Here is a 20854-nt window from a genome sequence, read left to right on the forward strand (position 1 = left end):
GGGCATCCTGGGCTATAATAGCTCGGGATGCCCTTCTTTATGTTGAAGCCGTATATTAGTAACTTTTCGTTTTTAGATCATTCAAATTTTTGAATGCATATCCTTGTTTGCGAGCCTCATCAATAATGGAGCCCAAGGCCTCCGTATTGTCTTTCGAGACGGAATGAAGCAGAATGACTGCACCCGGATGCAGCTGTTTCAAAACTTGCTGACGCGCGTAGTCTGCCCCTCTTTGAACTTTGGTATCCCAATCTTTATAGGCAACGGACCAGAATACATTGACATAACCCTGGGCATGACTCTCCGCAAGCGTCCGGTTATTGAAAATTCCGCGCGGTGGCCGCAAAAAAGTCGCTTGCTGACCCGTCAACCGATTAACCTCTGATCGAACCTGATCAAGCTCTGTTCTCAATTTCTCATTGGAAACCCTGGTCATATCGGGATGGCTCCAGGAATGGTTACCTACAATATGCCCTTCTGCTGCCATTCGTTTTACCAGTTCAGGCTGATCCTTCAGATAATGTCCGGTAACAAAAAAAGCAGCGGGTACTTTCTTGTCACGAAGAACATCCAAAATGGCTGGGGTAAACCCGTTCTCATAACCATTATCAAATGTAAGGTACAATTCTTTCTGTTTGGTATCCCCCAGGAAGATGGCATCATTATTTTGTAAAATCTGTTTAAACCCTTCCTGATCAATGGAAGGCAACTGGCCGTTTTGACTTTTTTTGAAGCCAAAGTGATAAGCTCCGTTTATAGGCGATGCTTCAGTCTGTGCCGGTAATATACCGAAAGTCAATATCGCCAGCAACATGTAAAGAACCATTCGCTTCATGGCTATCCGCTCCTGTTCCTGAAAATTTCGGTTTGTCGTTTCCATCACGAACACCTTCAGGTAATATGCCACAGGAACAGCTGATGTATGTAATTTTGAATCACAAATCACTTCACATACAAGAACCCGTAGGCTCCCACTCCCATCTCTTCATTCAAAATCGCTTTTGGTCTCGTTCAGGATGATGAAACAATTCAAGTAATGTCTGAGGTTTGCCACTGGAAGCGAGCCACTCTCGAACCATTTCTATGGCGCGGGTCTGCCCGTCTCCGCTATCACGCCAGGTCAGCAGCTCAATAACCTTAATAATCAAGGCAGACATATTATGGTTATCGTGTTCAGATCGATCTGCCCGCAATTTGTGGTACAAGGCTTCTTGCTCCCAATCAAGCAAAATCTCGTCACCAATAGTAGGTTTCATCAATGTATATGCCCGGCCGCACTCTGAACAACGAACTGCACTGATTTGCTCCTGAGCAAAGCTTACTCGAATGTCCTGCCCGCAATCCGCGCATTGGAAATAAACCTGTATGTTGTGTATGTTATCGTCCATGTTGGTCTTCCTCCTGCTATGTATGTACTACATCTATACCCGAAATGTCGATGACTCACGCTAAAATTGTTCAAATTCACAAGGTGCTATAATCTTGTAAATATGTTAAAATATTATACATATCATGAGTAGGAAGAGGCGGGATATCCATGTCGAAGGAAGAACGTAACATTACCTGGCAGCAATCCAGCTTAAACAGACAGGATCGGGAGAAACATAACGGACATCGAAGTTGTGCCTTATGGTTCACCGGGTTATCTGGTGCAGGAAAATCCTCTCTAGCATTTGCTTTGGAGCAGTACCTGCACGAAAAGGGAGTTCATGGTTATGTCCTTGATGGGGATAACGTACGACATGGACTGAATCGGGATCTTGGCTTCACGGCGGAGGATCGGCAAGAAAATCTGCGCCGAATCGGTGAAGTATCCAAGTTGATGGTAGATGCCGGGTTATTTGTTCTTTCTGCCTTTATCTCACCTCATGCACAGGATCGGGAGATGGTTAAACAACTCTTTGAAGCTGATGATTTCATTGAAATCTATGTTCGTTGCTCCATTGAAGAGTGTGAGCGGCGTGATCCGAAAGGTCTTTACAAAAAAGCCCGCAGCGGTGACATTCCGCATTTCACAGGAATATCTGCTCCCTATGACATTCCGGAGAGCCCTTCCCTTGTCATCGATACCGAGGAGTTGTCCATTGATGAAGCCGTGCAGGAAATCGTGCAGCATCTGGAACGGATCGGGGCCCTTAAGCTAACAAATCCTGTAAGTAATGCTATGGTTCATTAAATCGTTGGTTACGGACAATCGTTACTAAAAGAGACATAAAAGGCGCAGCCTCAATGGTGCGCCTTTTTCATTTGTGTAATGCATTTTACAGTCCCGGATTAGCGGTGATGTTTCACTGCCCTACTACATCTGCCTGCATATTCAACAGTTTGCTGAAGGTGCCTACCGAATCAGCTGCCAACTGCTGATACCCCCCTTGTTGGATAACGATTCCCTCATCCAATACAATGACCCGGTCAGCTGTACGAATCGTGGATAGTCGATGGGCTATGACAATAATGGTAACTTGCCCTTTCAGCCGCTCCAGGGCCTCATGAATATGCTGTTCGTTCTCACTGTCCAACGCACTTGTCGCCTCATCCAACACCAGTACAGAAGGATTCCGAAGCATGGCACGGGCAAGCACCAGACGCTGACGTTCACCCCCAGATAGCCGGATCCCCCGATCCCCAATCAGGGTATCCAGTCCTTGTGGCAATTTGCGGACAAACGTGGCAGAGGAAGAAAACTGTAATGCTTGCCACATCTGTTCTTCACTGGCATCCGGATCCACCAGGCGCAAGTTTTCACGAATGCTTGTATGGAACAGGAAAGGATCCTGAGACACATATCCAATGGTACTTCTCCAGGCCAGCAATCTCTCCTCGGTCAAAGGCACTCCATCAATCAGAATCTGTCCACTTTCTGGACGTACAAGTCCCATAATCAGATCGATCATTGTACTCTTTCCGGCGCCCGACTTTCCTACAATGGCCGTCATGCCTTTTGCAGGAATGACAGCATTCGCTTCATACAACGAGTATGTATCGCTGCCTTCATATCGATAATTGACACGCCGACACTCAATGGATTCCTTGAAAATCAACGGTTCACGCGGACCAGGTGCCGTCAAGTCCTGATCATTTATTACATCGGAAGCCACGGCGTTACCACCAATCTCGCGGCTTTTCGCCGTCTCCATTTGCAGCTGCCTCACAATCCGAAACGCGGGCAGCATGGAACTCATATACTCCAGATTGGATTGAATGGACGTAAATCGTGGCCACAACCGGGAAAAAATAAGGATAATGAGCAGCAAACTTGCCGGAGGAACAGCGAGCACATGCAGGGATAAGTAGATAAATGCTGCAATAATGACAGCAGCCGATACCCGGTGAATCAGCTGTGTACCACTGTTTAGCTGACTGAACTGAATCACGTTACGTTCAATCTGCCCACATATGCGCTCAAACCAGCTAATATGTGATTTTTCGAGCATGTTACTTTTGATATCCTTGATCCCGTTAAAGTGCTCCGTAATGCCATTATAGTAGCTTTGGGAATATTCGGACGTCTGATCCCCGATTTGTTTTGCCTGCTTCACAAACTTTCTAAGGAAAATAAACAATGCCAACCCGCAGATCAGTACAAGCGTAGTTAACTTGGCAGACAACCAGAAAGCCAGACCAATTTGAATGCCTGTGAAGATCAAGGAAGCCGCCATTTGCAGCAAAATATTCGTTCCCTGACTAACTCGCGCAAGCTCGGTCGTTAATATATGATTAAAGTCGGATTTTCGTTTTTGGAGAAAAAAAGACCACTGCGCCATTATGATGGCTCGGTAGGTTTCCATGCGTAACGTTCGAACAAATTGCTGCTGGATCCGAGTGTTTCGAATCGTCTGAAGGCGTTGAAGCCACGCCTGTCCAGAGACGATGACTACAAAGGTCAGCAGCACTAACAACAGCCTACCGTTCTCGGGAATACGATTTAATAGGTCTGCAACCCAGGGTAAGTGCAGACTCGAAGAACCCATCTCAAAAACACCAATGAGACTTAACATCGGAACAAGCATATAAATGCCAATTCCCTCCATAAGACTAATGCAGATCATACCTAGAAGGTTCCAATATAACACTGGACCCGTTACCCGGTGCAGCTTTCGCATAAAAAATTGCAGTTCCGAAATCATGCGTTATCCTTATCCCCTCTCCGTCATCGTGTTCCTTTTTATTCGCCGCCAGAACCAGAGAAACGGACGTAATGGAAAATACAGAAAATGCAATGAACGTGGAAGCGGCAGCTGATCTACATCCCAGGTAGTTGGATATAAACGCTCTATGAAGAAAAACAGTTTCTGCCTTGTACTGCGCAGTGCAAACAAATAGGAACGATAACTCTTCACATCGGCCGGACTTTCAATCATCTCATTCATGAACAATACGCCGCGTCTGGCTAATTTCTCTCCCGCACGTTCGTGAGAAGACAACAAAGCCAGATAATTGGCATCCAGAGGGGTGTTCAACAATACCGAGGCAAGGCGAAGAGCTTGTGAACCGATGGGTAACCTTCCTTCTGCTTTCAGGCGTCGTTCCACTTTGTTCACGTCCAGGGGCATGCTCCGAATCATCTGGTCAATATCCAGTAACCAGCGCAGCCTGAACCATCCATGTCTTGCGCCATGCGTCACCAAGTATGCCCACAGATCCTCCCTTTCCAGCATACGGACGGGCGTTTGGGTGTAGGAACTGAATCGGCTTCGTTTCCACAATAGTTCAAAATCGGTTTCCCTTCCGGAATCCGGGTTCAGACGCCAATGAATCTCTACTTGGGTTCTCTTGACCGGGTGTTTGTAGCAAATATGATGTTCCCGCCATTTCGAGCTGGAAACGGTAGCTGTTCGCTTGCCTTCCTTGGATTCATAACCAAGTGATTCAAGGATCTCTTCAGCGGACTCCACGTCATTAAAGGGGATGAGGATATCCAGATCTTTCGATGTCCGCAATGAGATATCCCCGTATAGATCATGAGCCAGTGCAGGGCCTTTAAGTGTAATATTGCGAATGCCCCGTTCGCGGAAAGCACCACAAACCTGCTCCATCTCGGCAGTCAGATGTAACATACGGAACGTATTCGCCGTATATTGCTGCCTCAGGTTTTCTACAACAAAAGCGGGAATGATCGCTGAATTCCAATCTTTTATTTTCAGATAGAGAACAGAGTACAATCGATGATGATAGACAAGCCGCAAAAAGAGCTGCCAGTCTGTTCCCTGCAGTCGCGTTTTGACATCCTCAGAGGCTAGATCTGTGAGTTCACCTCTAATCATGCTCAAAATCAGCTTAAGCTCCTGCGGAAAATTGATTGTATAGTATTCAAATTCATGTGTCATAGACAATCTCCCCAGATCCCTTCTCAGGACATCGTTTGCCAAACACGCCGACAACCGTATATTGGTCCATAGTATCAGCTCCGGTCACGATCAATTTACCACTTCGCAGCCAGGCATGAGCCATCATTTGTCCAGTTTCATTCCGTGCAGTTCCCATATATAGAGTACTGTCAATTTTACGACGTTCCAGCATCTTCATCGCAGCAATAGCCATCACCAGACAACGGCTTTCCCATAATGTGTATTTGCTGGCTACCAGTATGGCTTTGGAGATATTTCGTATCGTCTTCACTTCATTTCTTTGAAGTCCACTCATCGGCGTTTCGTACATTGGTGTACCCAAACCTGGAGCAATCTTGGCAAAGGGCATCGCCTTCAGGATTCGTGCCCATCCAAGATGGATGTAAGCCTCCCACACCAATCCACGAATTTCACGTGGCAACGAGAAATAAGCTTTTATTTTACGTAACATCGCTCTATTCTCCGCGGGTAACTTCAATTAAACCTTCTTGCGTCAGATGCTCAAGAAATTGTACAACCTGATCCTGGCATACTGCTGGTTCAATATCATATTCAGAGGCTAACACCTCTACCAACTCAGCCAAAGTTTGTTCCTCACTCAGCAGATCCCAGATGCGTCCACCGGTGCTGCCCAGGTTATAGTACTTTCCGGTATGAATGCTCATCATGACTTTCTCTCCGCCCATATCACTGACCAGGTTGCCTTCCTTGCGCATTAAACAATCTTCGCCATTCATTGGTTTAGTTGTTGTCATTGTCCTGTATACACTCCTTTACGTACATGATCGATAATCCGGTCTGCCATCTCAAATGCAGTAAAATCAGGTCCTGATCTTGTGATTCTGAAGACTTCGATACTTGCGGACAAACGTGAAACCGTCTCAAATAACCACTGCGCCAGACCTTGTCTGGAGACAAGCCCACTACGGAAGGTATGAGAACAAAGCATATGCAAGCGTTCCAATCCGGCAACTGCCATCAGCTGAACGGGTATTTGTACTTCCTCCGGCTTTGGATCAAGCTCAAATACAGCAGCAAGCGGAACAGATCTATCATGAAAATAGTGCTGGACAGGAATCGCGTATTTCGTAATCTCCGCATGCACGGTTGCATAATCCTGTTCCTTCATGCCGAATCCGTCCAGGCTGGGCTGCCACAACTTTTGCTGCGGATACCCGGGCGATACAATCGCTCTACCGCCTGCATCCCACGTCAGTGCCACAACATCATCCGTCAAGAGCGGATAACCACGCGAAGCAAGTGCTGCGGATAATGTGGACTTTCCTGCACCGGAATGCCCAACAAATGCATACGCCCATCCATCAATGACCACTGCGCTTCCATGTAGAGGCAAAATGCTGCGCTGCATCATAATGACGGCCATACATGTGCCTAGGATAAATAATCGTACCTTTTTATTGTCAGCTCCCGGTTCAGGAGATACTATGATTCTATTTCCCTGTTCCATAAAAAAAAGACCGATATCCTCAATTCGAAAAAAAAGACTTCCATCCCGGGCAACAAAGTTGTCTTTCCCCACGTCCCACTCGTTCCAACGTGATGTTAAATCAGCTATCTGGATGTGTACATCAACAGTGGCAGCATCTGATTCTGTACCGCCCTGCACGATTTGGAGTTCGGGCAATGGAAATTGGCTCAGCCAACGCAAGCCATAAGCTTCATACTGCACAGGCAACAATGAATGACTCCTCCTTTGCAATTCTTCATGGATATAAAAAAAGCCCTTATATTCATATTGCTCAAATATAAGGGCGGAGGCGAAAAGATGGATTTGTTGCCTTTCCGCCCTTTAAGTATAATGGCACAGGTTAATGCTTAATTACTTAGGAAGTAGACGGATCGTAAATGTCAGCATCATGAACGGTAACCCAGTCGATTTGTCTGTAACCCGTTCCCGCCATAGTTTGGTTTACTTCCAGAACTTCCAGTGCAGGTGCTTGCCATTCTTTCTTTTCCATTTGCATTGTATTCACCTCCCTTCATGAGTCAACGGATTAATGAGCCATTATTTCAGTTCATGTCATTCATTCCACTTGTCATATCAAAACTTTCGTAAGAATCGATATACGATCAAGCTGTGCATCATCAACCGCAAGTCCGGGTGGGAAGCAAGCTCCGGCCGGGGATCGGGAAATTTGGACAGTGCTGATTGGATTCGCTCTGTGTTCAATATGCCAGCGACCCGGCTGTCAGAACATAACGTGCGCAATTCATCCGTAAAGGCATTCCAGTTCGGAATCATGCGATGCAACCAATCTGCAGGCTGGACTCCGCGTACTCGCTGATTTAATCTCACTTTATCAGGCAGCTCGGGTGAGGTAGCCCGACGAATTAAGGACCGGTCCGTCCCTTGACTCACATATTGTTCAATCGGCACGGACAGACAGAAGCGAATCACTCTGGCGTCACTGGTAGGGTCTCGCTCCCATGCTCGATAACGAAGTGAGCATTTGGTAGCTACTGCGCCGTTTTTGTTCGCGATAGCCAGATTGTTGAACTTCTCTGCTCGTACTTTGAGTGCATCGGCCTGAGCACCGCCTTGTAACACGATAATCGATTTGAGCCGATCCAACACACCCGTTCGCCTTGCAAAATCCGGATGAATGAGCTGCACAGATGCGGGCTGGCCGGCTCCTTTGGACATTGATTTAAACCATTCCGGATATGCTTTTCGTCCGGTAATTTTAGCAATACGCGAGAATTTCATCCCGGTCCGTTCACTGTACTGCTGCATTTCCCGAAGCCACCGGAACCAGCGTCCGCTTTTCAGCAAACTGGCATAATAGTCCAATGCAGGTCCCCATGAAACGGTGAAGTTGCCTCGTGCTCCAGTCAATAGAATACCTGCATCCTGCTGGCTCGCTTTTTCATAGAAACCGCGAATCCAGAACGAATTCTCAAAGTATTTGTAGGGCATTTCCATAATATCAAGCCAAGTATCCACTTCACTAAGAGGGCTTCTTCCCTCAAAATCGAGATAGTTCTCTGTAATATTACCGACATGATTAACCGTGGATTGAATAAACGGACGTTCATCTGCTAGCAGTGTTTTTGACGTATAATCCGTAAAATCAGGTACTGGAACGTAACTGTACGCATTTAACCTCTTTCCCTGGCTCCGCAATGTTCCAGAGGCAAATCCAACAACCGCTCCAGAGTCCAGGCCTCCACTTAATGCCGCAGATACCTGTCTATGTGTCCGCAGACGCGATGCGACAGCTTGACCAAATATCTCACGGAAAGCCTCCACATATTCCCCATCGGACTTGAGCTTTAGCGGCTCTACTTCATCCCAGCGATGGTATTGTTTCTGTTCCAGCCTTCCATCCCTGAAGCTAAGCGTATGTGCAGGAGGAAGCTGGCTCACTCCTCGATAGACGGTCGAATGAATATCCGCGGAATCATGCATGTCAGGGATCGCGAGAAATTCGGATAACCAAGTTTCATCCAATTCTTTATGTACGCCCTCCAGCTGCAGCAATGGCTTCATTAATGTACAGAAGGCAAACCTTGGACCATCGTGTCGAAAATAGAAGGATCTCATGCCTGTAATATCTCTGGCAGCAAAGAGTCTGCGCTTGCGATCGTCCCAGATCGCAAAGGCGAAATCACCAAGCAGTTTGTCTGCCAGATTTTCATCCCATCGTTGATAGGCTCTCAAGATCAGCTCACTATCCGACAACCCCGCCAATTCCGTTCTGGATATGGACAATTGGTCTGCCAGCTGTTCCCGATTGTCGAGAATGGCATCGGCCGTGATCGACAGACCGCTTACCTCATCATACAAAGGCAATTGCTCGCTGACCGACTCCGGTGTAATCCACTGGGCGTGGCAACTCAAGAAGGCTTCATTCCCCTTCCACACGCCCGTTGTATCTGCCGGAACGTGTCCCAGACTGGCGTACAGCCGCCAACTGTCCTCCCATAACGCTTGCTGACCATCGGTATGAACAATTCCTGCTATCGCGCTCATGACTTTCCTCCCCGGAGTATCTTGCGCTGTGAAGCCCAGGCGCTGATCTGGTGACCGAACGGTATCCAGGATTTGATACGCTGAATTTTGCTGTGAGCAGATGCTAGCTGTGCCTTCAATCGTTCCCGCTCAGTGTATCCTCGCTCCAGCCGATTATCAGCTGCCCGCAGTGCAGCTTCCAGCTGCCTGATCGTTGCCAGTGCTGCCAGTGTCGGGTCAGGTGTTTCCGGTTCATTCATTGCTCGATCATTCCTGTTTCCGGGATGCTCGTTCCTTATGACCTCTACAGGCTTAATCCGGTAACCTTCCTGCCAATTACATCCGGTTGCTTCAGACAATTGACGGGTAAGCCGCTGTATGACATCCTGATCCGGGCTCGCTTCGTAACGGATACCGGTCCATTGCTCTGCCTCTTCCAACTGTTCACTGTATCCCAACCGATGGAACAGATCTGCACCGACTATGCGGCAGTACATTTCAACTTCCTGTGGATTAAGTATGTTTTTCCAGTTGTTAACAGAACCTTTATGTGCTTCCTGATGGGAAGACAAGAACGGGTCACCGACCCCCATACTGTAAAACATGTTGGATTTAGCACTATCCAGAAACCGTCCATATTGCTCTATACCTTGTTCATATCCGATGCCAAGAAATCCGCACAGTTTCTCCATTTCTTCCTGAGGGCTGGACACAAGCTGTTCATACTGTATTTCATAGGCATGCTCATGTTTTTCCGCAAAATAATCATTCAATCGAAGCATACCCAGCGTAAGATCGACTGCCTTCATATTGAGATTAGGACTCTGCAAACTATGAATCAGTTCAAAGCCTTCTCCTGTATGGCGATTTACCTTTTTGTAGGATGCAGCTATGGCAAGGGGATTACGCTGGAGATGAATACGCTTGGACTGTGGGAACAAGCGATCCAACCACTCCAACATATAATAGTAACGAGGAGATTTATCTACGATAAAGTCAGCACCGCTTCCTTCCAGAAATCCGTTATAAATTTCAAGAGCAAAGCTTCGGCAGGCCTTCTCAAAACCTTCGTCAGACACCATAGCGCTGTAAAACTGACGGATGATCGCGCTTCCGCCATAGGGGCGGGAATCAGCCTTTTGCAAATCTACAAGATTCATCAGAAACCACATTTCCTGCGTGGCAAAAATCCGGCTGTGATTTTGTAGCATCACGGTGGATAGCGAACTTCCACTACGAGGTACACAGAGTAAAAAGACAAGTCCGTTACCTTGAACATCTACCAATGGCAGCCTCTCCTCTGTAAAATTAAAATAAGCGTGGCACTTGGTAAAGCTATCTATAGAAATGGATTATATACTTTCGACAACTTTTAGATACGGTATGTATTCATAGTTTTACTCTATGATACAAAATGTATCATGTCAATCTTTTATTTTCACCTTTTCATAATATTTTTCTTTATACTCTATTCGGCTATCTGTCGTTTAAGCACTATATACATATTCGATTGCTCTTTGGATTTATGACAGGTTGCATAAACATGAAAAAGCCCCGAGAACTGTTTAACATTAACAGGCCTACGGAGCTTCTATTATTAATGAGGAACATTAGCTGCACCTCTATATGAACCACTTATCGCATTGAACTGACTTTTGACCCTTTTGATGAAATACGATACTTCAGATCCTGTTCTGCCTGATCTGCCTGAGTAGCATCGGACATTCCCTGCTGAACCTTGACGGTCAACAATACTGCAATTCCTGCAACGAAAAAGAAAATTAGAGACAGAATGCCCCACCGGGTTGAACCTGTGATTTGACCTACCCACCCAAATACAAACGGTCCAAAAATGGAAGAAAATTTCCCGGTAATATTGACGAACCCAAAATACTCTCCTGTTCTGCCGGCAGGCATCAGATTACTGAACAGGGAACGTGCTGTCGATTGACTTATGCCCTGTACTACACCTACCAGTCCGGCAAGCAGATAGAAATGAATGGCATCCGTCATAAAATAGCCCAAGATCACGATGCATATGTAGATGGACAAGCTCGCCATTAATATTCGCTTCGCTCCCGAACGTTGTGCCCATGCACCCATCATCAACGTGCAAGGGTAACCGATAAACTGGGTAAGCAGTAAAGCGAACATCAGATCGGCGGTCCCAATTCCAATGCTTGTGCCATAGATCGTTGCCATCAGGATAATCGTATTGATTCCGTCGTTAAAAAACCAGAAAGCGACCAACATACGCATCAATTGGGGAAAACGCCGGATCTGACTAAAGGTTTGGCGAAGTCTGCGCATGCCCACCCTCGCAGATCCTTTCCACGAACCGGGCATATCCGGTGCAGCAGGCCGACGCTCAGCATGGCGAAATATAGGAATGGAGAACACCAGCCACCACAGCGCGACAGAGATAAAGGCAAGTCTTGTTCCGGCAAGTGTACTGCCCATTCCAAACCAACCGGGCTGTTGAATCATCAGCAGATTGACTGCAAGCAGCAACCCGCCCCCCATATAACCATAGGCATACCCTTTGGATGAGATCAAGTCCCTTCGGTCGGGGGATACCAGATCAGGCAGCATTGCATCGTAGAAGGTATTGCCCCCTGCAAAACCGATCGTTGAAATGACCAGCAGAGCAGAAGCCAGTATATAGTCGCCCTCTCCGATAAAGCTGAACCCGAGCGTAGCGATGATGCCAATGATGGAGAACACTCGCAAAAAGTCGCCCTTGCGTCCCGATAAATCTGCTAAAGTTCCCAGCAAGGGTGTTAACAGCGCTACGCATAACATGCCCATGGAATGTGTATACGCCAGATACGATGCGGCAGTATCTGCATCCAGGGTGGCGGCGGCCACTGAAGCATAGAAGACGGGAAGAACGGCTGCAAGAACTGTCGTCGCATAGGCCGAGTTGGCCCAATCATACATAATCCATGCCTTAACTGCCCGATTATCCAAATGGTATCCTTCCTTTTGCACACATCCTTCCGAAGGATGTCAGAGTGAATGCCTGTCCCTATTGTAAAGGAAGATTGTCACAATTGTTCATTATTTCTGTAAAAAGTTCACGACTATCTCTACAATTCAGATGGCTCCAAAAGGGAAACTCGTGTAATTGTATCATTTTATCTACGCATGCATCACATATCGTCCCCGCCCGTGAATATACTTAATTACCGACAGGCCAAACTGTGCCGCGTAATCAATGGGGGGTGCCTATATGTCAAATTCACACCAGCCTTACTCGTTCGTCGTATCTCGGGAAGATTGGTCGCTTCACCGCAAAGGGTACCAGGACCAGCAGCGCCATCAGCAAAAGGTTAAAGATGTCATCAAACAGAATCTGCCTGATCTAATTACCGAAGAGAACATCATTATGTCTGATGGAAAACAAATCATTAAGGTACCAATCCGCAGCCTGGATGAGTACCGTTTTGTGTATAACTACCAAAAGCAAAAACATGTGGGTCAAGGAGATGGTGACAGTCAGGTCGGGGATGTCATCGGACGTGATCCCGCTTCACAGAAACCAGGCAAAGGCGAAAAGGCCGGAGATCAGCCAGGGCATGACATCGTCGAAGCCGAGGTGAGTATCGAGGAATTGGAAGATATGCTTTTCTCCGAACTGGAACTTCCGGATCTGAAGCAAAAAGACAAGGATCAGATCGAGACACATACCGTTGTATTCAACGATATCCGCAAAAAAGGCATGCAGTCCAACATTGACAAGAAACGCACCATTCTGGAGAATCTGCGTCGCAATGCCACAACAGGCAATCCAGGCATTCATCATATCAGTCCGGATGATCTGCGTTACAAGACATGGGAAGACAAAATCATTCCACAGTCCAATGCGGTCATCATCGCCATGATGGACACTTCCGGGTCCATGGGTTCCTTTGAAAAATATTGCGCCCGCAGCTTTTTCTTCTGGATGACCCGTTTCCTGCGCCGCCAGTATGAGAAAGTGGAGATTGTTTTCCTCGCTCATCATACCGAGGCCAAAGAAGTGACCGAAGAGGAATTTTTCACCCGGGGCGAAAGCGGGGGGACCATCTGCTCCTCTGTATATATGAAGGCATTGGATATTATTGACAGCCGTTATCCTCCTTCCAGCTACAACATCTACCCTTTCCACTTCTCCGACGGGGATAACCTGACCTCGGATAATGAGCGGTGTGTCAAACTGATTGGTGAGTTAATGAAGCGCAGCAACATGTTTGGATATGGCGAGGTGAACCAGTACAACCGCAGCAGTACACTGATGTCCGCCTATCGCCATATCAAGATCGACCAGTTCATGTATTATGTGATCAAAGAAAAAGGCGAAGTGTACAAAGCTTTGCGCAGCTTTTTCCAAAAACGGGAAGGAGGCAGCGTAGGATGACAGATGAAATCCGCGATCTTGAATACGCCATTGCTGAAATTATGGAGATTGCCGATGGATTTGGCCTCGATTATTATCCCATGCGTTATGAGATATGCCCCGCAGACATTATTTACACTTTTGGGGCTTACGGGATGCCAACCCGGTTCAGTCACTGGAGCTTCGGAAAAACTTTTCATAAAATGAAGATGCAATATGATTTTGGACTCAGTAAAATCTATGAACTTGTTATCAATTCGAATCCTTGTTACGCCTTCCTGCTGGATGGAAACTCGCTGATCCAGAACAAACTGATTGTCGCACACGTGCTGGCGCACTGTGATTTCTTCAAGAACAATGCCCGGTTCTCCAAATCCAATCGCAATATGGTCGAAAGCATGGCGGCCACCGCTGATCGGATCAGTAACTATGAGATGGAATATGGAACAGAGGCCGTTGAAGCGTTCATTGATGCGGTCATCGCCATTCAGGAACATGTTGATCCCCAACTGATTAAACCCCGCCATTTGGACAAACAACGCTATATGGAGATGAAAATGCGGGAACAACGCGGGGAGAAACCACCACGACCTGAAGGTCGCTATGATGATCTGTGGTCACTGGATGATGTCCAGAATGAAGAAACACCTGTAGAAGGAATTCAGGTACATCACTTCCCGCCTGAACCGGAAAAAGATGTCATGTGGTTTATCCAGGAATTTTCCGAAGTGTTAACGGATTGGCAGAGGGATATTATGAGCATGATGCGTGAGGAGATGTTATACTTCTGGCCGCAGATGGAAACTAAGATCATGAATGAAGGCTGGGCCTCCTACTGGCATCAACGCATTATACGTGAACTCGATCTGAACAGTGAGGATACAATTGAATTCGCCAAACTGAATTCTTCGGTCGTGCAGCCATCCAAGCAAAGTCTGAATCCCTATTATTTGGGACTGAAAATTTTCGAGGATATTGAACGTCGTTGGGATCATCCCTCCCGGGAGGAGCAGGAACGCTGGGGACGTCAACCGGGCCAGGGTCGTGCCAAAATGTTCGAGGTGCGCGAATTCGATTCTGATACCTCGTTTATCCGCAATTACATGACCAAGCAATTAACCGAAGACCTCGACCTATATGTATTCGAGAAAAAAGGCCCGGACTGGAAAATTACCGACAAGTCCTGGGAAAACATACGGGATCAACTTGTATTTTCACGCATCAACGGCGGTTCTCCATATCTGGTCGTCCAGGATGCCGACTATCTGCGCACAGGAGAACTCGTGCTCAAACATCAATATGAAGGCATCGAGCTGGATCTGAAATATATGGAGCGGACCCTTCCGTATCTGTATCGCCTATGGGGACGTACCGTCCATGTGGAAACGCGTGTTGAGGATAAGCCGATCTGGTTCACATATGATGGCAAAAAGCATCACCGCAAGTTTCTATAATCACCCTTTTCTACTCCTTTAGCATGCTCTCAGCATTTATAAAAACACCAAAAAGCGGCAAGTCCCTGACATATGACGGGGACTTGCCGCTTGGCATTTCATGCATTATTAGAGAACGGATGGAGTGCCGTGCATCCGAAGCGGCACGAAAAAGTCATGTTCCACTTCATTGGCCGGTAATGGACGACTGAAATAATACCCCTGGATTTCGCGGCAATCATTTTGCATCAGAATATCGAGCTGCCCTTTCGTCTCGATCCCTTCGGCAATCACGTCCATCTTCAAATGCTGTGCCATCGATATGATCGTCGCTACAATGGCCTGATCACTTCGACTCTTGGTAATGTCCGTTACAAAGGAGCGGTCAATCTTCAGCTTATGAATGGGGAAATGCTTCAAATAACTCAGCGAGCTGTATCCCGTCCCGAAATCATCCAGGCTGATTTTGACCCCGAGCGCTGTAAGCTCATTCAGTATACTTGTAGATACGGATGCGTCCATCATCATACTCTCGGTAATCTCCAGTTCCAGATAAGTGGCATCAAGTCCCGTCTCCGCAAGTGCATTTTTGACCTGCTCCACCAGGTTGGACTGATGAAACTGCTGACTGGACAAGTTCACCGATACCGGAATCAGCGGTCCGCCACTGGCGTGCCAAAGTTTCATCTGTCTGCATGCTTCGCGCAGCGTCCAATTCCCGATTTCGTAAATCATGCCCGTCTCTTCTGCAATTGGAATGAACACATTCGGAGCCAGAACACCCTTAAGCGGATGATTCCAGCGTATCAAAGCCTCTACACCGATCATACGGCTGTCTTCTGTACGAATCTGGGGCTGGTAGTACAGGACCATTTCATCTCGTTCCAGCGCTTTACGCAAATAACCCTCCAGTTCAATTCGTTCATATAATTCCGAATCCAATTGAGCGGTATAGAACTGATAACCGTTTTTGCCGTTTTTCTTGACTTCATACATGGCTGAATCGGCATGTTTCATCAGAGCGTCTGATCCTGTTCCATGAACAGGATACATGGCAATTCCGATACTGGCTGTAACGTAAAAGTCATTTTCCTTTAATCGATATGGCAGCTGAATGGCGCCAACAATCTGTTTCGCAAGTTCAGCCACCCGTATCTCCGATCCTTGCTCATTGGTTACAACCAAGGTGAACTCGTCGCCTCCCATACGAGCAAGCATGACATTATCTGCTGCTTGGGGATCGGATTCCTGTATGGCATCCATAATTCTGCCACTCACTTCCCTTAAGAACAAATCACCTACGGAATGTCCCAATGAGTCATTAATCATCTTGAAGCGGTCGATATCCATTACCATAACAGCAAATGAGGAACCTGCTGCCGTTGAAGCATGGATTGTTTCTTCCAATACCTCGTCCAGCTTGCGACGGTTCGGCAATCCCGTGAGCGGATCATGCAAAGCCTGGTGACGTATGCTTTCCTGAGCCTGCTTCTCCTCGGTTACATCTTTAATCAGAATGTGGCTTCCCTGATGTTTACCATCAATCAGTACGGGTACGACGGCAATACTCAGATCAAGATCATGACCCTGGACATTTTTCATTTTCCCCATAAAATGCTGCTGGTCGCGTCTATCATCATCCCATACCACACCATGCGTTTCAACCGTCCCATATATTTCAACATGCTGTGTAATTTCATCGATCGAACGATGTATAATCTCTTTCTCCTGGTAGCCCGTAATTCGTGTAACAGCAGCATTAATTCCCTTGATAGCCCCCTGCTTGTCCACTGAAATAATAGCGTCCGAATGGTTGTCGTACAGAGCCTGATACCACTGTTCATTTTCACGAATCCGCCGATCCTTCTGCGACAGTCGCTGATTAATAAATATGCCGAACAGGGTCAATCCCAAGGCTATAAAGGTGCCTGCTGCGATCAGATACGCCAGTATGGACGGCTCAATCTGCTTGATCGAACCTGCCATGGTATCATGTGTGCCATGTGCATTATGGAATTGAGCGGCCGACATTCCCATATAATGCATTCCCGAAATTCCCAGCCCCATAATGAGTCCACTGCCCATCTTATATATCCAAGTATATTGTGACTGACGCTGGCGAAAGTAAAACATGAGCCACAATGCAGCAAAGGAAGCCAACGCCGCAATCAGAATAGATAACACTACGATGCCTGGCTTATATGTAATCGGAATGGACATGGCAGCCATTCCCACATAATGCATACTGCTTATGCCTGCAGTCATGAGCAATCCTGCAATCAGGAGCTTGCTTATCTTCCCCGATTGCTGACCTGCAATATTTAATGCTACACCAGATGCGATAATTGCAAGCAGAACAGATAGAACAACCTCCTTAGTGGAGTAGGACACATGCATAGGAAGAACAAAAGCCAACATGCCCACAAAATGCATGGACCATATCCCCAAACCCATGGAGACTGCCCCGCAAGTTAGCCACACATTTCGGGACATGCCGTTCGCCAGACTCACCCGGCCTGCTAGGTCAAGTGCTGCATAAGAAGCTAGAGCTGCAATAATGTAAGATAAAAAAACCAGTTCCAAGTTGTACGTTCCATGTAGGTGCTCCACTCATTCTGTCCTTTCAACCGGGAAATGCCTTCTATGTAAGCAAAAATGTAAAAAAGAAGCGAGTGCGCTGTCTGGATGACAGGCACTCCCTCCGCATCATTTGTCTTGTGACCACTGACTTGTATAAGCCGGAGTCATACATCAGAAACCCGTTATTTTAGATGTATATAGTCTAAACGTCCCGGCATTTAAAATCAACACTTTTTCCCAGAAAAACGGATATCATATATGAACAAATTTCCTTTCAAAATTCACTTTTGATTCACTTATTTTCGGACCAGAAGCAAGTTACCAAAGCCGGATGTATTTTGATACGAATTGCCTGATTGATCACTCCAGATGGATACGTTGCTTCGTTGACCATTCCCGGCATGATCGTCGTTCACCTGCAGGTCAAATCCAATCCATGTATTCTTACCTGTAGGGACTTGATCCAAAGGAATCGCCGCCTCGATAACATATCCTCCACTTGTCAGTCGGGCAGCCGACTTGAATCGTTCCTTCAAGGCATTTCCTCCAAAGGAAGATTCATTATCAAAGTTAACCCGGTACTGCGCGTCATCCTCCTGGTAGTACGTGGTCTGATTGTGGTTGGGGTCGATAAACAGTTCGACGGAGTCCTGCTCATGTGCATTTTTGCTCACTTTACTTAATAACGGATCGTTGACATCTGCAAATACATACAGATAGTTCTCATCCCATAACAACTGGGCAGTCGCCGTTGCGCCCGAATTCCCAATTACCCAGACATCCGTCTTAACTGACGCTGTCTTCTCCCAGATGCCTTCCTTTTTCCCATCTACTACGGGTTTGCCATATGTGACCTTGGTGTGCTTCAGGGCAGAACCCAGCTTCAATTTGCCTCGATTGTCAGGCTTATCGGGCTGCTGGTTGGAAATATCATTCCAAACAATGGTGGCTGTCTGCCCACCAGCATGTTCATCCGTAATTCGGTAATCCAGGGACAGTACTTTCCCTTCGGTAAGTAAAGAGGCTGACAAAGGCAGTGATGCATATACGACATAACCCGTTTTGGTCTCCTGTACGCTGTATACCTTCTTATCCTTGCCTTTGCTGCCTTCACGTTTGAACGTATACTGACCATTCTCAGGTGATGGATGATTCTGCTTGGCAAGTGAAACATCTGCAGAGGTTTCAGCGACTGTATCCTTGGTGTCTTCCGCAAGGAACACCTGCACCTGATCCCCTTTGCGACGTGTAGTATCCTTCACTTCCACTCGCAGATTCACCTTTTTGGTATCCCACAGCACTCTAGCCTCACCGGTAACCTCTGATGTACCTTCTGCAAGATGATTAATATCAATCCCTTTCACAGCGCTCCAGAGAACATCTTCCTGTCCTTTGTGATCCGGGAATGAGGGGCTGGCCTTAAGCGCTGTCCATTCATTACGGTAGATCGGAAGGGTGGTAGGGTCCACCAATGCCCAATAAGCCGGTTTCGCTTTCAGTTTCCTGTCAAACAATAACGGTGCATCTTTGCGTCCTTTAACAGGATGGTTATCAAGCCATGTACCATCATCCGCAAGTCCCCAGACCGTAACACTGTCCATTACACCACGTTTCCCCAATTCATCGAACAGATCAAATAGTTCACGGTAGCGATAGGCCTGCTGCAGCATTATTTCATCCGTAACAGGCATCTCCTGCTCGGAAGAATTGGAATAGATCGAAACGTCCAGTTCGGTAACCTGTACATTCACACCAAGAGCCGCAACTTTGTTAAAGGCCTCACGAATCAGCTTCACATCCGGTCCGTACATGGACACATGCATCTGGAATCCAACCGCATCAATCGGTGTGCCTTTAGCCAGCAGTTTCTCTACAAGCTTCACCATATCATTCAGTTTGCTTGCACTGCCCTCCAGTCCATAGTCATTAATCACCAGTACGGCATCGGGATCAGCCTCACGGGCATATCGGAATGCCAGCTCAATGTAATCACTGTCATCTCCGTCGCCATCCACATCCCCAATGATGTCTCTCCACTTGGAACCACTTGCCTGATTACGCAAGCCGCCTCCGTCCGAGATGACTTCATTTACGACATCCCATGTATGGACCTTTCCTTTATACCGACTCACGATGGTCTGAATATGGGTTTTCATCCGTGCAAGCAGCTGTTCCCGCGTGGCAGGTTTCGATGCATCATTCGGATCAGTAAAGAACCAATCCGGTACCTGACTATGCCATAACAGCGTATGACCTCTGATCTCCATATCATTGGCTTCGGCAAAGTTCACCAGCCGATCCGCCTCTGACCAGACAAACTGTCCCTCCTGAGGCTGCATCGCATCCATTTTCATAAAATTCCCTGCTGTTATACTGTTAAAATGTTTGGTCAACAACCGGGAATGCTGGTCTTCCGGGTCCAGTGCAGACTGGTCGATTGCAGCCCCCAGTGCATAATGTTGTCCCACGATATCAACCAGACTCGGAATATTCGGCTCAATTTCAATTTTCTCAGCAACCGTAATCAGAACATCATCGATATAGAAGGAAATCGTATCTGCTGGCGTCACTTCCTCCGACTTTTTCCATGGGGTCTCTGCATACATCCGGAATCCGGTGATGCCGCTATTTTCGCCAGGGATGACCACATCGGCCTCGATCTTTTTCCACTGTCCTTTGTTCAGGGTAGCGGAGGCGAACGTGGCATACTCAAGACTCGAAGCATCTTTATTGTATTCTTTCTCCAATGAACCGTTAATGACCTGACTGTCAGGCCCCTCATCGTACATGGCCCAAAATGAAATATGAACCGTGCTGCCTTTCTGTACATGGTCCAGTACCTCAATTAAGGGTCCATGGAACGTTTCGGTACGAGATGAGGTTCTCAGACTGCGTGTACTGTCGTGACCCACTCCTGTCACAATATCGAGTTTTTCACTCGCGCGTGCACGCCATTTTCCCAATATACCGTCTTCAAATTGAGCCTCAAACAGCGCTTGATCACCATTCCCTGCCTCAACGTCCGCAGCTGCCTGTGCACGTGTCCCTCCTGCACCTATACCCGGCAACAGACTGAAGAGCAGTACAGCAGCTAACCCCAAGCTCCACCATTTTCTCTTATGCATCCGATCTCCTCCTTGGT

Annotated in this window: 16 protein-coding genes; 3 read left to right on the plus strand and 13 right to left on the minus strand. The window is 47.1% G+C overall.

Features of this window, described 5'->3' with window-relative positions; translation table 11 throughout:
• Positions 1-55: 55 nt before the first annotated feature.
• Entirely contained in the window at positions 56-835 is a 780-nt protein-coding gene (pdaA, locus tag PPA03S_RS03770; RefSeq protein ID WP_062320652.1) for a delta-lactam-biosynthetic de-N-acetylase, read from the minus strand.
• A gap of 154 nt (positions 836-989) precedes the next feature.
• Positions 990-1388, minus strand: coding sequence for a hypothetical protein (locus tag PPA03S_RS03775; protein WP_062320022.1), 399 nt, complete (start codon positions 1386-1388; stop codon positions 990-992).
• A gap of 149 nt (positions 1389-1537) precedes the next feature.
• Here PPA03S_RS03775 and cysC point away from each other — a divergent pair, with 149 nt between their 5' ends.
• Positions 1538-2176, plus strand: coding sequence for an adenylyl-sulfate kinase (cysC, locus tag PPA03S_RS03780; protein ID WP_062320024.1), 639 nt, complete (start codon positions 1538-1540; stop codon positions 2174-2176).
• Positions 2177-2288: 112 nt separating this feature from the next.
• On the opposite strand, the gene PPA03S_RS03785 is transcribed toward cysC, so the two are convergent.
• The 9 genes from PPA03S_RS03785 to PPA03S_RS03820 all read right to left on the minus strand — a co-directional run bounded on the left by PPA03S_RS03785 (position 2289) and on the right by PPA03S_RS03820 (position 12291).
• A complete protein-coding gene (locus tag PPA03S_RS03785; RefSeq protein ID WP_062320654.1) occupies positions 2289-4124 on the minus strand; it encodes an ABC transporter ATP-binding protein in 1836 nt (611 codons plus the stop codon).
• A 12-nt stretch (positions 4125-4136) separates the two neighbouring features.
• Positions 4137-5327 (minus strand): nucleotidyltransferase domain-containing protein, encoded by a 1191-nt coding sequence (locus tag PPA03S_RS03790; RefSeq protein WP_062320025.1) that lies wholly within the window; start codon positions 5325-5327, stop codon positions 4137-4139.
• Positions 5317-5799, minus strand: a complete 483-nt coding sequence (locus PPA03S_RS03795; protein ID WP_062320027.1) for a lasso peptide biosynthesis B2 protein — start codon at positions 5797-5799, stop codon at positions 5317-5319. The genes PPA03S_RS03790 and PPA03S_RS03795 overlap by 11 nt, the downstream gene beginning before the upstream one ends.
• Positions 5800-5803: 4 nt before the next feature.
• A complete protein-coding gene (locus tag PPA03S_RS03800; protein ID WP_062320029.1) occupies positions 5804-6103 on the minus strand; it encodes a lasso peptide biosynthesis PqqD family chaperone in 300 nt (99 codons plus the stop codon).
• Positions 6100-7047, minus strand: coding sequence for a hypothetical protein (locus PPA03S_RS03805; RefSeq protein WP_062320031.1), 948 nt, complete (start codon positions 7045-7047; stop codon positions 6100-6102). The genes PPA03S_RS03800 and PPA03S_RS03805 overlap by 4 nt, the downstream gene beginning before the upstream one ends.
• Before the next feature lie 145 nt (positions 7048-7192).
• Entirely contained in the window at positions 7193-7327 is a 135-nt protein-coding gene (locus tag PPA03S_RS32730; RefSeq protein WP_157283957.1) for a paeninodin family lasso peptide, read from the minus strand.
• 83 nt (positions 7328-7410) lie between these two features.
• On the minus strand, positions 7411-9342 hold the full coding sequence (locus PPA03S_RS03810; protein ID WP_062320033.1) for an asparagine synthase-related protein: 1932 nt from the start codon (positions 9340-9342) through the stop codon (positions 7411-7413).
• The gene (locus PPA03S_RS03815; RefSeq protein ID WP_062320035.1) at positions 9339-10607 is read right to left on the minus strand and encodes a sulfotransferase family protein; all 1269 of its coding nucleotides are present in this window, start codon (positions 10605-10607) and stop codon (positions 9339-9341) included. Before PPA03S_RS03815 ends, PPA03S_RS03810 begins: the two co-directional genes overlap by 4 nt.
• A 349-nt stretch (positions 10608-10956) precedes the next feature.
• Complete coding sequence (locus PPA03S_RS03820) at positions 10957-12291, minus strand: MFS transporter (RefSeq protein WP_062320037.1); 1335 nt, start codon at positions 12289-12291, stop codon at positions 10957-10959.
• Between the two features lie 262 nt (positions 12292-12553).
• Between PPA03S_RS03820 and yhbH the strand changes: the two genes are divergently transcribed.
• Positions 12554-13720: a sporulation protein YhbH gene (yhbH, locus tag PPA03S_RS03825; protein ID WP_062320039.1), complete on the plus strand. Its 1167-nt coding sequence runs from the start codon at positions 12554-12556 to the stop codon at positions 13718-13720.
• Positions 13717-15153 carry a SpoVR family protein gene (locus PPA03S_RS03830; protein ID WP_062320041.1) on the plus strand — a complete coding sequence of 479 codons (1437 nt, stop codon included), beginning with the start codon at positions 13717-13719 and terminating at the stop codon, positions 15151-15153. Before yhbH ends, PPA03S_RS03830 begins: the two co-directional genes overlap by 4 nt.
• A 108-nt stretch (positions 15154-15261) precedes the next feature.
• On the opposite strand, the gene PPA03S_RS03835 is transcribed toward PPA03S_RS03830, so the two are convergent.
• Together PPA03S_RS03835 and PPA03S_RS03840 are read right to left on the minus strand one after the other, a co-directional pair.
• Positions 15262-17715 (minus strand): EAL domain-containing protein, encoded by a 2454-nt coding sequence (locus PPA03S_RS03835; protein WP_326100174.1) that lies wholly within the window; start codon positions 17713-17715, stop codon positions 15262-15264.
• A gap of 293 nt (positions 17716-18008) precedes the next feature.
• Positions 18009-20837, minus strand: coding sequence for an endo-1,4-beta-xylanase (locus PPA03S_RS03840; RefSeq protein WP_062320045.1), 2829 nt, complete (start codon positions 20835-20837; stop codon positions 18009-18011).
• Positions 20838-20854: the final 17 nt, after the last annotated feature.

The sequence above is a fragment of the Paenibacillus pabuli NBRC 13638 genome, from assembly GCF_001514495.1.
Taxonomy (GTDB): Bacteria; Bacillota; Bacilli; order Paenibacillales; family Paenibacillaceae; genus Paenibacillus; species Paenibacillus pabuli.

Bases quoted from the DNA above. Each gene is read 5' to 3' on its own strand.
- yhbH (WP_062320039.1), top strand. From the start codon at position 12,554: ATGTCAAATTCACACCAGCCTTACTCGTTCGTCGTATCTCGGGAAGAT.
- PPA03S_RS03830 (WP_062320041.1), top strand. From the start codon at position 13,717: ATGACAGATGAAATCCGCGATCTTGAATACGCCATTGCTGAAATTATG.
- pdaA (WP_062320652.1), bottom strand. From the start codon at position 835: ATGAAGCGAATGGTTCTTTACATGTTGCTGGCGATATTGACTTTCGGT.
- cysC (WP_062320024.1), top strand. From the start codon at position 1,538: ATGTCGAAGGAAGAACGTAACATTACCTGGCAGCAATCCAGCTTAAAC.
- PPA03S_RS03840 (WP_062320045.1), bottom strand. From the start codon at position 20,837: ATGCATAAGAGAAAATGGTGGAGCTTGGGGTTAGCTGCTGTACTGCTC.
- PPA03S_RS03810 (WP_062320033.1), bottom strand. From the start codon at position 9,342: ATGAGCGCGATAGCAGGAATTGTTCATACCGATGGTCAGCAAGCGTTA.
- PPA03S_RS03795 (WP_062320027.1), bottom strand. From the start codon at position 5,799: ATGTTACGTAAAATAAAAGCTTATTTCTCGTTGCCACGTGAAATTCGT.
- PPA03S_RS03790 (WP_062320025.1), bottom strand. From the start codon at position 5,327: ATGACACATGAATTTGAATACTATACAATCAATTTTCCGCAGGAGCTT.
- PPA03S_RS03800 (WP_062320029.1), bottom strand. From the start codon at position 6,103: ATGACAACAACTAAACCAATGAATGGCGAAGATTGTTTAATGCGCAAG.
- PPA03S_RS03775 (WP_062320022.1), bottom strand. From the start codon at position 1,388: ATGGACGATAACATACACAACATACAGGTTTATTTCCAATGCGCGGAT.
- PPA03S_RS32730 (WP_157283957.1), bottom strand. From the start codon at position 7,327: ATGGAAAAGAAAGAATGGCAAGCACCTGCACTGGAAGTTCTGGAAGTA.